Below are 14313 nucleotides of genomic sequence, written 5' to 3' on the forward strand. Positions count from 1 at the left end.
CTACAAAACGAACGGTGCCCCCACCGACCCCAGCCACAGACCGGACAGCATCGCGGGACCGAACGGGATCGTCGTCGCCTTGAGGTCGTGGGCGCGCAGGCCGGCGATGAGCGCCCAGACCCCGGCGATGAGCACGCTGAACAGGAGGACGACGAGCGGGGCCCACGGGGAGAAGAGCCCGGACACACCGGCGACGACGAACGCGAGCTTGACGTCGCCGAGTCCCATCGTCGGCTTCCGCACGAGACGTCCGACGAGGTGGATGGCGCCGAAGAGGAGGATGCCGACGATCGCTCCGAGGAGGGCGAACCACCACAGCGTCGAGTTCCCGACGAGGATGCCGGTGATGAAGGCGGCGCCGAGGAGGGCGATGAGCGGGTAGACGATCCGGTCGGGCAGGCGGCGGATGAGGAGGTCGGTGACGAGGAGGACGGGTGTGGCGGCCGCTCCGGCGCCGAGGCTGAGGCTCGTCAGCGCGAAGTCGATCCCCGTCGGGTGGGGTGGGGTGAGCGTCGTGCCGCTGCCCGGCGCGTGGGCCGTCCATTCCGGTGGGTGGGGAATCGCCTGGTCGATGGGGAAGAGCGCAGCGGCGACCGCGGCGAGGGCGACGGCTGCGAGGATGAGGAGGCTCGGCCGGAAGGCGCGGGAGCCGGTGAGGGCGGTGAGGTCGGCGTCGTCGGCGAGCCACCGGGCGGGGGTCGCGACGAGGAGGGCGGCGAGGCCGCCGGCGATGACCGCGGTGACGGCGATGAAGAGCGCGTGTGCGACCATGCGCGGCCCCGGTCAGGCCTTCTCGGCCGCGCCGTGCATCGCCTCGGCCACCGCCGCCAGCTGCGCCGCGGTGAGCGGGGTGCCGGCGGCCGCGGCGAAGAAGAGCGCGAACTGGGCGACGGCCTGTTCGACGAGCATCGCGATGCCCGGGACGGGGGTGAAGCCGTGGGCGGCGGCGTCGGTGAGCAGCGCGGAGTCCGCGGCGTAGGCGACGTCGAGGGCGACCCCGGGCCCGGCGGGCCAGGTGAGCGCGGGGGCCGCCTCGGCGGGGAGGGTCGAGAATGCGATCGCCGAGTCCGCGATCGTCGTCAGCGGTCCGGTGCCGGCGCTCATCCCCAGTCGGTCGGCCAGGTCGAGGACGGCGGCGGCCCGGGCGGGACTGCGGACGAGGAGGTCGACCTCGGTGACGCCGAGGCGGTGGCAGGCGAGCAGGGCCGACCGGGCGGTGGCTCCGGCGCCGAGGATCGTCGCCCGCCCGCGCCCGGCCGCCCGCCCGCGCCCGGCCGCCTCGGTGTCGGGGAGGACGGGAGTGAGCGCGCGGACGATGCCGTCGACGTCGGTGTTCGCCACTGTCGTCGCATTCGCACGGACGAGGGTGTTCGCGACCCCGGTCGCCTCGGCGGTGTCGTCGAGGATCCAGCCGCGGTCCCGGGCGAGTGCGACGAGGCGCTCCTTGAGCGGCATCGTCAGGGAGAACCCGGTGTGGTCGGGGTGGGCGTCGAGGAAGGTAACAAGGTCGTCGGCGCCGACCTCGGCACGCTCATAGCTGCTGTCGGTGAAACCGAGCGCGGCGAACGCCGCAGTGTGGAGCGCCGGTGACTGCGAGTGTGCGATCGGGCGCCCGAGGACGGCGGCGCGGATGCGCGCGCCCGCCGCTATCCCCCGTTCTCCCGCAGCCATGCGCGGTACTCCTCGACGTTCTTCTGGTGGTCGGCGTACGTGTCGGCGAACTTCGTCTCCCCCGTGTCGGGGTTGACGGCGACGAAGAACTGCCAGGTTCCGTCGGCCGGGTTGAGGGCCGCGTCGACGGCGCCGGCGCTCGGGGAGTTGATCGGTCCCGGGGGCAGTCCCTTCGCCTTGTACGTGTTGTAGGGGCTGTCGGAGCTGCGCTCCTCGGCCGTCGTCGTGAGGTCGGCGCGGGCACCGAAGATGTAGGCGACGGTCGCATCGGACTGGAGGAGCTGACCGGTCTGGGACTGGTCGGAGATCCGGTTGAGGAAGACGCGGGCGACCTTCTTCCGCGTCTCCTCGTCGCCCGGAGATTCGATCTCGACAAGGCTGGCGAGGGTGAGGACGCGGTTGGCGTCGGCGTTCTCGATGCCGGCGGTGTCGAGTTCGAGCTTGGTCTTGTCGACCATCTCCTGGACGATCATCTCCGCGGTCTTGCCCGCCCCCACCTCGTAGGTGGCCGGGTAGAGGTAGCCTTCGAGGCTCGGGGCCTCGACGTCGAGGTCGTAGTCCGCGGGCTTCTTGTCGTCGATGGCCTTGTCGACCTCTTCGGCCTTCATCCCCGATTCGATCATCGTCGCCTTGATCTGCTCGATCTTCCGGCCCTCGGCGATCGTCATCGTCGGCGGTTTGATCGGATTGATGAACGCATCGACGGCGGCGGCCGAGCTCATCTGCTCGCGCATGACGATGGGACCGGCCTGGATCGTGAGGTTGCGGCGCTCGACCTCGTCGAGGAAGGGCTTGGAGTCCTTGATGACGCCCTCTTCGACGAGCTGGTTGGCCACCGACCGCGCCGAGGCGCCCGGTGGGATCTCGAGGGAGACCTCGGTCGTGCCGTTGCCCTCGTAGTCGGAGCCGCCGCCGAAGAGGTCGTCGACGACTCCCCCGGCAGCGCGGAGGCCGAAGAATCCGCCGAGGCCGAAGACGAGGACGCAGATGACGACGATGACCGTCGTGCGCCGCTTGCGCATCATCCGCCGCCGCTTCTTCGCTTTGATCTCGGAACGGGACAGTCCTTCGTCGTCCGAGAACTCACCGGGGAACGGAATCATTGCTCACTCTCCTGTGTGGGGCAGCTCGCGACCTGCGGGCGTGCCCGTGTTGCGTTCGGATTCGAGCGCATTCTGCAGAATGATGACCGCCGCCTGGGCGTCGACGATCTCCCGGCGCTGGCGGGAGTTCTTTCCCGCTGCGGCCAGGGCGCTGTGGGCTTCGACGGTGCTGAAGCGCTCGTCGATGAGGCGGATGGGCACCCCGGCGTCGATCTTCACCGCGAAGTCGAGGGCGGCGTCGGCGGCCGCCCGCGCGGTGCCGTCGAGGGACTTGGGGTCCCCGACGAGGAGTTCGATGGGCTCGTATTCGGCGATGATCTCCCGCAGCTGCCGCAGCGCTGCCGGTTCGTCGGTGCGGCGCACCACGGTCAGCGGGGTCGCGAGGATCCCCTCGGGGTCGCAGGCTGCGACCCCGATGCGCACCGAGCCGATGTCGAGACCCAGTCGGCGCCCCCTCCTCAGTGTCACGTGAGCTCCGCCTTGACCGCGCTGATCGCCGCGGTGATCTGCGCGGGGTCGCTGCCGCCGCCCTGCGCGAGGTCGGGCTTGCCGCCGCCTCCGCCGCCGAGCGTCGAGCTCGCCAGGGACACGAGTCTGCCGGCCTGGTTGCCGGCCTGGCGCGCCGCCTCGGTGGTCGCGATGACGACGACGGGCTTGCCGCCGGAGACTCCGATGCCGAGGACGACGGCGGAGCGGTCGGAGACGCGGGCGCGCAGGTCGGTGACGATCGTGCGGACGTCCCCGCCGTTGGCGACCTCACCGAGGTCGGCGACGACGAAGAGGGTCCCACCGACCGTTTCGGCGCCCTCGAGGAAGCGGCCGGCCTGGGCGAGCAGCTGCTGCGAGTGGAGGCGGGCGATCTCCTTCTCCGCGTCCCGGAGCCTGACCATGAGCTCCGAAACCCGGTCCTTGACGTCGGTGCCGGGGACCTTGAGCATCTCGGACAGGGAGGACACGATCGTGCGCTCGGCGGCCAGGGAGCGGAAGGCGTCCATGCCGACGGCGGCTTCGATGCGGCGCACTCCGGAGCCGACGGAGGCTTCGGAGAGCACGGAGATCGGTCCGACCTCCGCCGAGGCGGCCACGTGCGTGCCGCCGCACAGCTCACGGGAGAACGGTCCGCCGATGTCGACGACGCGGACGATGTTCGGGTACTTCTCGCCGAAGAGGGCCATCGCGCCGGAGCGCTTGGCCTCCTCGAACGGGAGGTACTCGGTGCCGACGTCGTAGTTCGAGCGCACGGCGAGGTTCGCGACGTCTTCGATCTCGTCGCGCATCTGCGCGCTCGGGGCCTCCGGGAAGGAGTAGTCGAAGCGCATGTAGCCGGGCTGGTTCATCGAACCGGCCTGGACGGCGTGGGTGCCGAGGATCTCCCGCAGTGCGGCGTGGACGAGGTGGGTGGCCGTATGGGCCTGGGAGCCCTGGAAGCGGTGCTCGTGGTCCACCTCGGCGAGGACGTCGGCGCCGACGGGGATCTCCCCGTCGACGACCTCGATGCGGTGGGCGGCGAGTCCCTTGAGCGGGTTCTGGACGTCGAGGACGCGGGCGGTGAAGCCGTCGCCCTTGATGAGGCCGACGTCGGCGCGCTGGCCGCCGGATTCGGCGTAGAACGGGGTGAGGTCGAGGACGAGGTTACCGGTCTGTCCGGTGGTGAGCACCTCCTGGGCTTGACCGTCGACGACGATGCCGCGGATCCGGGAGTCGGCTTCGAGGGCGTCGTAGCCGACGAATTCGCTCTGCCCCTCGTCGAGCAGCGCGGAGTACGCGGTGAGGTCGGTGTGGCCGCCGCCCTTCTTCGCCTTCGCGTCGGCCTTCGCGCGGGTGCGCTGTTCGGCCATGAGGGAGCGGAAGCCCTCCTCGTCGACGCTGACACCGTGTTCGGCGGCCATTTCGAGGGTGAGGTCGATCGGGAAGCCGTGGGTGTCGTGGAGGGTGAAGGCGACGTCGCCGCTGATCGTCTTGTCGGAGCTGTCGAGCTTCTCGTACGCGGTCTCGAAGAGCTGGGTGCCCGATTCGAGGGTGCGCAGGAACGCCTTCTCCTCGGCGTAGGCGATGCGCGAGATCCGGTCGAAGTCGGTCTCGAGCTCCGGGTAGGAGTGCTTCATCGCGTTCATCGACACGGGCAGCAGGGAGGGCATGACCTCGGTGGTGACGCCGAGGAGGCGCATCGCCCGCACGGCCCGGCGGATGAGGCGGCGGAGGATGTAGCCGCGGCCCTCGTTGCCGGGGCGCACGCCGTCGCCGATGATCATCAGGGCGGAGCGGACGTGGTCGGCGACGACGCGCATCTGCACGTCGGAGTGGTGGTCGGCGCCGTACTCGTGGCCGGACAGCCGGCTCGCCTCGGCGATGACGGGGAAGACCTCGTCGATCTCGTACATGTTCTCGACGCCCTGGAGGAGGAACGCGACGCGTTCGAGTCCCATGCCGGTGTCGATGTTCTTCGCGGGCAGCTCGCCGGCGATGTCGAAGTCGACCTTCGAGCGGACCTCGGAGAGCTCGAACTCCATGAACACGAGGTTCCAGATCTCGATGTAGCGGTCCTCGTCGGCCTCCGGGCCGCCTTCGGCACCGTAGGCGGCGCCGCGGTCGAAGTAGATCTCCGAGCAGTAGCCGCCGGGTCCGGGCTGGCCGGTGTGCCAGAAGTTGTCCTCGTTGCCGCGCAGCTGGATGCGCTCGCGCGGGATCGAGGTCTCCTCGAGCCAGAGGTCGATCGTCTCGAGGTCGTCCTCGTGGACGGTGGCCCAGAGCAGGTCGGGGTCGAAGCCGAGTCCGCCGTCCTCGGTGGGCTGGGTGAGCAGGCCCCATGCATAGCGGATGGCTTCGCGCTTGAAGTAGTCGCCGAAGGAGAAGTTGCCGTTCATCTGGAAGAACGTGCCGTGGCGGGTCGTCTTCCCGACCTCTTCGATGTCGGCGGTGCGCACGCACTTCTGCACGCTCGTGGCGCGGAGGAAGGGCGCGGGCTCACGGCCGGTGAGGTACGGGATGAACTGCACCATGCCGGCGATGTTGAAGAGGATCGAGGGATCGGAGCTGATGACCGACGCCGAGGGCACGACCACATGTCCGTTCGCCTCGAAGTAGTCGAGCCAGCGCTTCTTGATCTCTGCCGTCTTCATCCAAGGCCTTTCAGGTGTTGCGTCTGCGGTGGGTGCGGTGCGCACCCGTTCCACACTAGTTTAATTGCTCACCAGTCGAGATGGTGATGGCCTGCGAGTCGTCGAACCCGCAGATGAATGCACGACTGCCCGGAACGCGGGCGTTCCGGGCAGTCGGGCGAGGCGGCTCAGCGCGAGTAGAACTCGACGACGAGCTGCACGTCAGCGGTGATGGGGACCTCTTCGCGCTTGGGGCGGCGCAGGAGGGTGGCCTGCAGGCCCTCAAGGTTGACGTCGAGGTAGCCCGGGACTGCCGGAAGAACGTCCTTGTGTCCGCCTGCCGCGGCGACCTGGAACGGATCCATGTCGGCGCTCTTCGGGTGGACCTGGATGGTCTGGCCTTCCTTGACGCGGAAGGACGGGCGATCCACGCGCTGGCCGTCGACCGTGATGTGGCGGTGGACGACGAACTGGCGGGCCTGAGCGATCGTGCGGGCGAAGCCGGCACGGAGGACGAGGGCGTCGAGACGCATCTCGAGGAGCTCGACGAGGTTCTCACCGGTCAGACCTTCGAGGCGCTTGGCCTCCTTGTAGGTCTTGAGCATCTGGGCCTCGCGGATGCCGTACTGGGCGCGCAGACGCTGCTTCTCCTTGAGGCGGACCGAGTAGTCGCTGTCATTGCGGCGACGGGCGCGGCCGTGCTCGCCCGGAGGGTAGGGGCGGCGCTCGAAGTACTTTTCAGCCTTCGGGGTCAGCGGCAGGCCGAGGGCGCGCGAGAGGCGGGCCATCCGGCGGTTACGTGCTGGTGCTGGCACTGGGTTACCTTTCTTGGGTGCGGGTCGTCCCGGCAGGCATCGAAGTCCTCGCCCTGATCGGAACCGTTGTTTCCCCGGTTGGGAAAGAGGGATTGAGCGTCGAGAACCGCTCGCACCGACCGCCTTTACATATGAGGCACAACAGCTGACTATCTTAGCCGAGTTCGCACCCTTCCCGCAATGCGGACGGAGGCGCTGCGACGCGGATCACGCGGAGGGTCACTCGCCGCGGAGGATCTTGCGGATCGTGGCCAGCCGCTCTTCGATGGTGCGCTCGAGGCCGTTGCCCGAGGGCGTGTAGTACTCCGTGCCCTTGAGCGTCTCAGGCAGGTGCTCCTGCGGGGCGACCCCGTGGGGGTAGTTGTGGGCGTACATGTAGCCCTTGCCGTGGCCGAGGGCCTTCGCTCCCGGATAGTGCGCGTCGCGCAGATGGTTGGGAACCTCACCGGACTTCCCGGCTCGGACATCGGCGATCGCGGCGTCAAGGGCCTTGTAGCTCGCGTTCGACTTCGGGGCCATCGCCAGGTAGGTGACCGCCTCGGCGAGGGGGATCCGACCTTCGGGCATCCCGATGTTCTGCACCGCCGTCGAGGCGGCCACAGCGATCGGCAGCGCCTGCGGATCGGCCATCCCGATGTCCTCGGCCGCGGAGATGACGACGCGGCGGGCGATGAATCGGGGATCCTCACCGGCGACGATCATCCGCGCGAGGTAGTGGAGGGCTGCGTCGACGTCGGAGCCGCGGATCGACTTGATGAACGCGGAGATGACGTCGTAGTGCTGGTCGCCGTCCCGGTCGTAGCGGAGCACGGTCTCGCTGCTCGCTTCGGCCACCGCCTCCTCGGTGATGAGGATCGGACCAGCATCGCTCTCGCCGGGCTCGCTTTCACCCGGCGCCTCGTCGCCCGCCTCGTCCGCGTCAGCGCCGCTCTGCTCCGCGCCGGCGTCGCCCTGCTCGGCTGCCTGCGCCGCGGCGATCCCGGCCGCGGCCTCGAGGAGGGTGAGTGAGCGCCTCGCATCGGCCCCGGAGATGCGGACGATGAAGTCCTTCGCCTCGGGGTCGAGGGCGAACTGGCCGGCCAGTCCCCGCTCACTGGCGATCGCGCGCTCGAGGAGCTGCGCGATCGCCGCGTCGTCGAGCGGGCGCAGCGTGAGCATGAGCGAGCGGGAGAGCAGCGGCGAGATGATCGAGAACGACGGGTTCTCCGTCGTCGCCGCGACGAGGACGACGAGCCGGTTCTCCACCGCCGGCAGCAGCGCGTCCTGCTGCGCCTTGGAGAACCGGTGGATCTCGTCGAGGAAGAGCACGGTCGTGCGCCCGTACATCTCGCGTTCGCGGCGGGCGTTCTCGATGACCTGCCGGACGTCCTTGACCCCGGCCGTGATCGCCGAGAGCTCGACGAACCGACGGCCCGGGGCATGCGAGATGACATGCGCGAGCGTCGTCTTGCCGACTCCGGGAGGACCCCAGAGGATCACCGAGGAGGCGCCGGCCCGGTCTCCCCCGCTCGCCTCGACGAGCTGGTTGAGCGGGGACCCGGGGAACGTCAGATGGTCCTGGCCGACGACCTCGGCGATGGTGCGCGGACGCATCCGCACCGCGAGCGGATCGAGCGCGCGCCCCTGACCGGGCTCGAACGCACCGCTGCCCGGACCGGGATTGTCCCGGTCCGGGTCGGAGAAGAGGTCGGGCCCGTCGGTCACCGCGAACCCTGACTCATCGGGGTGCCTGAGTCACTGCATCACGCGATCACTGCATCACGCGTCGGCGTCGGCGTCCGGATCGAAGTCGACGCCCGCCTCGGCGCGCTGCGCCTCGGTGATGGGGGCCGGTGCCTGCGTGAGCGGATCGTAGCCGCCGCCGGACTTCGGGAACGCGATGACCTCGCGGATCGAATCGACCCCGGCGAGCAGGGACACGATGCGGTCCCAGCCGAAGGCGATGCCGCCGTGCGGGGGCGCCCCGAACTTGAAGGCCTCGAGGAGGAAGCCGAACTTCTCCTGCGCCTCCTCCTCGGAAATGCCCATGATCTCGAAGACGCGCTCCTGGACGGCGCGCTGGTGGATGCGGATCGACCCGCCGCCGATCTCGTTGCCGTTGCAGACGATGTCGTAGGCGTAAGCCAGCGCCGCCCCCGGATCGGATTCGAGGGAGTCGAGGAACTCCGGCTTCGGAGCGGTGAAGGCGTGGTGGACGGCCGTCCACTGGCCTTCGCCGACGGCGACGTCACCGGCGGCCTGAGCGTCGGCGGCGGATTCGAAGAGCGGGGCGTCGACGACCCAGACGAACGCCCAGTCGCCGTCCTTGATCAGGCCGGTGCGCTCGGCGATCTCACGGCGCGCGGCACCGAGGAGGGCCCGCGAGCTTCCGGCATCGCCGGCGGCGAAGAAGATCGCATCGCCGGGGTTCGCTCCGGCGGCCTCGACGAGACCGGCCTTCTCCTGATCGGAGATGTTCTTCGCGACGGGACCGGTCAGCGTGCCGTCCTCGGCGACGAGGACGTACGCGAGGCCCTTCGCGCCGCGCTGCTTCGCCCAGTCCTGCCACGCGTCGAGCTGCCTGCGCGGCAGCGAGCCGCCGCCGGGGTAGACGACGGAGCCGACGTACGCGGACTGGAAGACGCGGAACGGGGTCTCGGAGAAGAATTCGGTGAGGTTCGTCAGTTCGAGGCCGAAGCGCAGGTCGGGCTTGTCCGACCCGAACCGCTCCATCGCCTCGTGGTAGGTGATGTGCGGGATCGGCGTCTCGATGTCGTAGCCGATGAGCTTCCACAGGGCGACGAGGATCTCCTCGGCCAGGGCGATGACATCGGCCTGCTCGACGAACGAGGCCTCGATGTCGAGCTGCGTGAACTCCGGCTGCCGGTCGGCGCGGAAGTCCTCGTCGCGGTAGCAGCGGGCGATCTGGTAGTAGCGCTCCATGCCGGCGACCTGGAGGAGCTGCTTGAACAGCTGCGGCGACTGCGGCAGGGCGTACCACGAACCGGGCTGGAGGCGGGCCGGGACGAGGAAGTCGCGGGCGCCCTCGGGCGTCGACTTCGTCAGCGTCGGCGTCTCGATCTCGACGAAGCCGTGCTCGTCGAGGACTCCGCGGGCGGCCTTGTTGACCGCCGAGCGCAGCCGCATCGCATGTGCCGGACCCGACCGGCGCAGGTCGAGGTAGCGGTACTTCAGGCGGGTCTCCTCACCGACGGTGCCGGCATCCTCGGCGTGGTCGGAGACCTGGAACGGCAGCGGGGCCGCCTCGGCGAGGATCTCCACGCTCGTGTCAACGATCTCGATCTCACCGGTGGGCAGGTTGGGGTTCTGGTTGCCCTCGGGGCGCAGGGCCACGGTGCCGGTGACCTTGACGACGGTCTCGTTGCGCAGCGCGTGCGCGTCATCCTCGCGGACGACGACCTGGACGATTCCCGAAGCATCCCGCAGATCGATGAAGGCGACACCTCCATGATCGCGACGGCGATCGACCCACCCGGCGAGGGTGACGGTCTCTCCTGCGTTGGCGGCACGCAGGCTTCCGGTTTCGTGGCTTCGCAGCACTGATGGGCTCCTTTACGATGGTGATGCGGGGAGTGCGTGACCAATGATAGTCGCTCGAACACCCTACCCCCGCACGCGTACAGCGCGGACAGAGAGGACCCATGGACGCAACGGAGACCGACCCGACGCCCACCTCGGCGCAGGTCGAGGTCGCCGCCGAGACGTTCCGCATGCTCTCGCAGGCGACCCGGCTGCGGGTCGTGTGGACGCTCGTGCACCAGGAGCTCGACGTCTCCTCCCTCGCCGAGGCGATCGGGGCGACCGTGCCGGCAGTCAGCCAGCATCTCGCCAAGCTCCGGTTGGCCGGGCTCATCTCCTCCCGCCGGGAGGGGCGGCGGATCTTCTACACCGTCGACGACCCGCATGTCGTCTCGATGGTCCGGGAGATGTTCGAGCACATCGCCCCCGACGGGTCGCTCGCCCCGGATCCGACTTAGGCGTCCTCACTGTCCGGCCCGCGCCCGGTCCCGCGCGCTCCCCTACGCCCCGGTCACACGGGGCCGGAGATCCTCGGCCGGGGGCTCCCACGTCTGCGGGTCGGCCGGGGTCTGCTCACCGGAGCGGATGTCCTTGACCTCGTGGCCTGCCTCGCCGTCGGTGAACCAGACGAACGGGATGTCCCGGCGTTCGGCATAGCGGATCTGGCGGCCGAACTTCGCGGCACTCGGGGAGACCTCGCAGGCGATGTCGCGGGCGCGCAGAGCCGCCGCGACGGCGTCTGCCTCGCCGCGGCGCTCCTCGTCGGTGACGGCGATGACGACGGCCGAGGGGGTGCCCCGAGTCGCGGAGATGCCGCTGTCCTCACCGAGGACGAAGGCCATGAGCCGGGAGATGCCGATCGACATGCCCACCCCCGGGTAGGTCTTCTTGCCGACCGTCGCGAGCGAGTCGTAGCGTCCGCCCGAGGCGACGGAGCCGAGCTCCTCGTGGCCGACGAGCTGCGTCTCGTAGACGGCGCCCGTGTAGTAGTCGAGTCCGCGCGCGATCTTCAGCTGCGCGACGAGGACGCCGGGAGCGCGCTCGGCCGCGGCGGCGAGCATCGTCGTCAGCGCCTCCAGCCCCTCATCGAGGAGCGGGTGGCTCACGCCGAGGGCGCGGACCTCGTCGGCGAAGTCGGGCGAATCGGATTCGATCGCGGCCAGCGCCAGGCACAGCTGCTGCTGTCGCTCATCGGCACCGGCGTCGGCGGCGAGCAGCTTCGCGACCTCCTCGGGCCCGATCTTGTCGTACTTGTCGAGGCTGCGCAGCACGGCGGGGATGTCGGTCAGCCCGATCCCCCGGGCGAAGCCCTCGAGGAGGCGGCGGTCGTTGACGACGATCCGGATCGGCGGGACGCCGAGCGGGGCGAGGCGGGCGAATGCGTCGGCGATGGCGAGCGGGATCTCGACCTCGAAGTGTCCGGGCAGCTCACCGTCGGCGATGATGTCGATGTCGGCCTGGATGAACTCGCGGTAGCGGCCCTGCTGCGGGCGCTCCCCGCGCCACACCGGCTGGATGCGGGTGGCCCGGAACGGGAAGCTCAGCTCGTTCGCGTTCTCCGTGACGAAGCGGGCCAGGGGCACGGTGAGATCGAAGTGGAGGCCGAGCGGGTTGCGCTCGGTGCCCTCGGAGTGGAGACGGGAGACCGCGAAGATCTCCTTGTCGATCTCCCCGTCCTTCGCGAGCTGGCTCAGCGGTTCGACGGCGCGGTGGTGGAGGGCGGAGAAGCCGTGGAGGGCGAAGGTGTGGTCGAGGATGTCGATGATGCGCTTCTCGATCACGCGCTCGGCCGGGAGCCGTTCCGGGAATCCGGACAGACGGGCTGACTTCGCCATGGTTCTCCTTGCTGTGGGGTGGTGCAGGGATGGTGCACTGTCGTTCGTGTGGGTGGTGCTCACGGGCCGGTGTCTGCTGTGCCGGGTCGGCTCAGAGGAACGGGTTCGTCCGCAGTTCGTGACCGACCCGGGAGGCCGGACCGTGTCCAGGATAGATGGGAACGTCGGGCAGGGTCGCAAACGCCCGCAGCGTGTCCGCCATCGCCGCAGCGTCCCCGCCGGGCAGGTCGATGCGTCCGATCGCACCGGCGAAGACGACGTCACCGGTGAAGATGACCTCCTCGCCGTCGGCGCTGACGGACAGCAGCGTCGAGCCCTCGGTGTGGCCGGGGGCGGCGATCGCGGTGACGGTGAGCCCGGCGACGGTGACGACGGTGCCCGCGTTGAGGGGGACCACCTCGGCGGGGGCCTGCCATCCTTCGAGCAGCGGAGCGATCATCTGCGCGAACTGAGGGCCCAGCGTCTCCCCCGGTGCGCTGACCCGGTAGTGGTCGGGTTCGCCGAGGTGGACGGGCACGTCCCAGCGGCCGAGCAGCGAGGGCAGCCCGAGGATATGGTCGGGATGTCCGTGGGTGAGGAAGATCGCGACGGGGGTGAGTCCTTCGGCGGCGGCGAGCTCGGCGAGCTCGGGTCCGGCGTCGTAGCCGGCGTCGATGAGGATGCAGTCGCTCTCCCCCTCGGCTCGAACGGCGTAGCAGTTGACATCGAGGAATTCGGCGCGCGTCGTGAAGACATCCATGGCCAAAGTCTAACGAGGGGTGACGTGGTGGTTATGCTGGGATAACCCCAGCAGATCGAGTGATCGGCGCCAGCGCCGGTTCGACCGATGAAGAATAGGTGAGAAACATGTCGACCCCGACTCCGAAGCCGACTCCCCGTCCCTCAGCCGTCCCGCGTCCGCAGGCAGCGCAGCCGGTGGCCGGCAGCATGGTCGACCATGACGCCGAGGTGGCGCGCGCGGTCACGCACGGTCGCGCCGACGAGCAGGGCACCGTCTTCGTCATCACCGCCGATGGCGAACGCGAGGTCGGCCAGTACCCGGACGCGACCGGCGACGAGGCCATCGAGTACTTCGCGAAGAAGTACGTCGAACTCCTCGAACACGCCGCTCACCTGCGCAGCCGCCTCTCAGCCGGGGCGCCGGGCCGGGAGGTCACGCACGCGGCGACGACGCTGCGCGAGTCGCTGGCCGAGGCCAACGTCGTCGGTGACCTCAAGGGACTCGGCGCCACCCTCGACACCCTGATCTCCGATGCGAAGGCGACGGAGTCGAAGCAGGCGGCCCGCACCGAGGCGGCCAAGCTCGAGGCCGCGCAGAAGCGCGAGGAGCTCGTCGTCGAGGCCGAGAGCCTCGCCGGCAAGGACCCGGACAAGATCCAGTGGAAGGTCTCCGGGGCTCGCCTGCGCGAGCTCTTCGCGCAGTGGAAGGACATGCAGCGCAGCGGACCGCGCCTGCCGCGTTCGGTCGACCAGGAGCTGTGGGGCCGGTTCTCGCAGGCGCGGAACACGTTCGAGCGCAAGCGCAAGGACTTCTTCGCCGAACTCGACAAGCACAACTCCGAGGGCAAGCGGATCAAGGAGAAGATCGTCGCCGAGGCGGAGGCCCTGTCCGGCTCGACCGATTTCCGCACGGTGTCCCAGAAGTACAAGGACCTCATGAGCCAGTGGAAGCGCGCCCCCCGGGCCTCCCGCAAGGACGATGACGCGCTCTGGGCGCGCTTCCGGGCCGCACAGGACGTCTTCTTCGCCGCCCGCGACGCCGAGAACGCCGCCCTCGACGAGGAGTTCAAGGGCAACCTCGTCGTCAAGGAGGAGCTGCTGAAGAAGGCCCAGGCGCTGCTCCCGATCACCGATCCGACCGCCGCGAAGCGTGAGCTGCGGGTCATCCAGGACGAGTGGGAGGAGGCCGGGAAGGTTCCCCGCGCCGATGTCTCCCGCATGGAGAACGGTCTGCGCGAGGTCGAACGGGCGCTGGCCGAGGCCGAGGACGCCGCGTGGAAGCGCAGCAACCCCGAGACGAAGGCGCGGACCTCGGGGGCGCTGAGCCAGCTCGACGAGTCGATCGCCGAACTCGAGGCGGCGCTGGAGAAGGCGAAGACCGGCGGCGACGAGAAGGCCGTGGCCGATGCGCAGGCAGCCCTCGATGCCCGCCGGGCGTGGCGCGATCAGCTCGCGCAGACGGCCGCCGAACTCGACTGACTGACCTGTTCGGCAGTTATCCACAGGCGGTGCGGTCGCCGGACGGTTATCCACAGGCTCCGTTTCCGCTCTT

Annotated in this window: 12 protein-coding genes; 2 read left to right on the forward strand and 10 right to left on the reverse strand. The window is 69.7% G+C overall.

Annotated features, from left to right (window positions below; all coding sequences use genetic code 11):
• The 8 genes from ABD154_RS05775 to aspS form a co-directional block, all read right to left on the reverse strand.
• Window positions 1-771, reverse strand: a complete 771-nt coding sequence (locus tag ABD154_RS05775; protein WP_198498890.1) for a prepilin peptidase — start codon at window positions 769-771, stop codon at window positions 1-3.
• A gap of 12 nt (window positions 772-783) precedes the next feature.
• The gene (locus tag ABD154_RS05780; RefSeq protein WP_344250544.1) at window positions 784-1671 is read right to left on the reverse strand and encodes a shikimate dehydrogenase family protein; all 888 of its coding nucleotides are present in this window, start codon (window positions 1669-1671) and stop codon (window positions 784-786) included.
• A complete protein-coding gene (mltG, locus tag ABD154_RS05785) occupies window positions 1647-2774 on the reverse strand; it encodes an endolytic transglycosylase MltG (protein WP_198498892.1) in 1128 nt (375 codons plus the stop codon). The genes ABD154_RS05780 and mltG overlap by 25 nt, the downstream gene beginning before the upstream one ends.
• 3 nt (window positions 2775-2777) lie before the next feature.
• On the reverse strand, window positions 2778-3242 hold the full coding sequence (ruvX, locus tag ABD154_RS05790) for a Holliday junction resolvase RuvX (protein WP_198498893.1): 465 nt from the start codon (window positions 3240-3242) through the stop codon (window positions 2778-2780).
• Complete coding sequence (alaS, locus tag ABD154_RS05795; protein WP_198498894.1) at window positions 3239-5893, reverse strand: alanine--tRNA ligase; 2655 nt, start codon at window positions 5891-5893, stop codon at window positions 3239-3241. Before alaS ends, ruvX begins: the two co-directional genes overlap by 4 nt.
• A 167-nt stretch (window positions 5894-6060) precedes the next feature.
• On the reverse strand, window positions 6061-6660 hold the full coding sequence (gene rpsD, locus ABD154_RS05800) for a 30S ribosomal protein S4 (protein WP_137824111.1): 600 nt from the start codon (window positions 6658-6660) through the stop codon (window positions 6061-6063).
• Window positions 6661-6906: 246 nt separating this feature from the next.
• Complete coding sequence (locus tag ABD154_RS05805; protein WP_376870939.1) at window positions 6907-8391, reverse strand: replication-associated recombination protein A; 1485 nt, start codon at window positions 8389-8391, stop codon at window positions 6907-6909.
• A gap of 54 nt (window positions 8392-8445) precedes the next feature.
• Window positions 8446-10227: an aspartate--tRNA ligase gene (gene aspS / locus ABD154_RS05810; RefSeq protein WP_198498895.1), complete on the reverse strand. Its 1782-nt coding sequence runs from the start codon at window positions 10225-10227 to the stop codon at window positions 8446-8448.
• 101 nt (window positions 10228-10328) lie between these two features.
• Between aspS and ABD154_RS05815 the strand changes: the two genes are divergently transcribed.
• Entirely contained in the window at window positions 10329-10664 is a 336-nt protein-coding gene (locus ABD154_RS05815) for an ArsR/SmtB family transcription factor (protein ID WP_198498896.1), read from the forward strand.
• 42 nt (window positions 10665-10706) lie between these two features.
• On the opposite strand, the gene hisS is transcribed toward ABD154_RS05815, so the two are convergent.
• Window positions 10707-12041, reverse strand: coding sequence for a histidine--tRNA ligase (hisS, locus tag ABD154_RS05820; RefSeq protein WP_198498897.1), 1335 nt, complete (start codon window positions 12039-12041; stop codon window positions 10707-10709).
• A gap of 91 nt (window positions 12042-12132) precedes the next feature.
• Window positions 12133-12780 carry an MBL fold metallo-hydrolase gene (locus ABD154_RS05825; RefSeq protein ID WP_198498898.1) on the reverse strand — a complete coding sequence of 216 codons (648 nt, stop codon included), beginning with the start codon at window positions 12778-12780 and terminating at the stop codon, window positions 12133-12135.
• A gap of 107 nt (window positions 12781-12887) precedes the next feature.
• Here ABD154_RS05825 and ABD154_RS05830 point away from each other — a divergent pair, with 107 nt between their 5' ends.
• Window positions 12888-14240, forward strand: coding sequence for a DUF349 domain-containing protein (locus ABD154_RS05830; RefSeq protein ID WP_198498899.1), 1353 nt, complete (start codon window positions 12888-12890; stop codon window positions 14238-14240).
• Window positions 14241-14313: the final 73 nt, after the last annotated feature.

The organism is Brevibacterium sanguinis, from assembly GCF_039528855.1.
Classification (GTDB): domain Bacteria; phylum Actinomycetota; class Actinomycetes; order Actinomycetales; family Brevibacteriaceae; genus Brevibacterium; species Brevibacterium sanguinis.

What these genes read in the sequence shown, in the direction of transcription:
- ABD154_RS05815 (WP_198498896.1), top strand. Translation starts at nt 10,329, where the DNA reads ATGGACGCAACGGAGACCGACCCGACGCCCACCTCGGCGCAGGTCGAG.
- ABD154_RS05780 (WP_344250544.1), bottom strand. Translation starts at nt 1,671, where the DNA reads ATGGCTGCGGGAGAACGGGGGATAGCGGCGGGCGCGCGCATCCGCGCC.
- ABD154_RS05775 (WP_198498890.1), bottom strand. Translation starts at nt 771, where the DNA reads ATGGTCGCACACGCGCTCTTCATCGCCGTCACCGCGGTCATCGCCGGC.
- mltG (WP_198498892.1), bottom strand. Translation starts at nt 2,774, where the DNA reads ATGATTCCGTTCCCCGGTGAGTTCTCGGACGACGAAGGACTGTCCCGT.
- rpsD (WP_137824111.1), bottom strand. Translation starts at nt 6,660, where the DNA reads ATGGCCCGCCTCTCGCGCGCCCTCGGCCTGCCGCTGACCCCGAAGGCT.
- hisS (WP_198498897.1), bottom strand. Translation starts at nt 12,041, where the DNA reads ATGGCGAAGTCAGCCCGTCTGTCCGGATTCCCGGAACGGCTCCCGGCC.
- ABD154_RS05825 (WP_198498898.1), bottom strand. Translation starts at nt 12,780, where the DNA reads ATGGATGTCTTCACGACGCGCGCCGAATTCCTCGATGTCAACTGCTAC.
- ABD154_RS05830 (WP_198498899.1), top strand. Translation starts at nt 12,888, where the DNA reads ATGTCGACCCCGACTCCGAAGCCGACTCCCCGTCCCTCAGCCGTCCCG.
- alaS (WP_198498894.1), bottom strand. Translation starts at nt 5,893, where the DNA reads ATGAAGACGGCAGAGATCAAGAAGCGCTGGCTCGACTACTTCGAGGCG.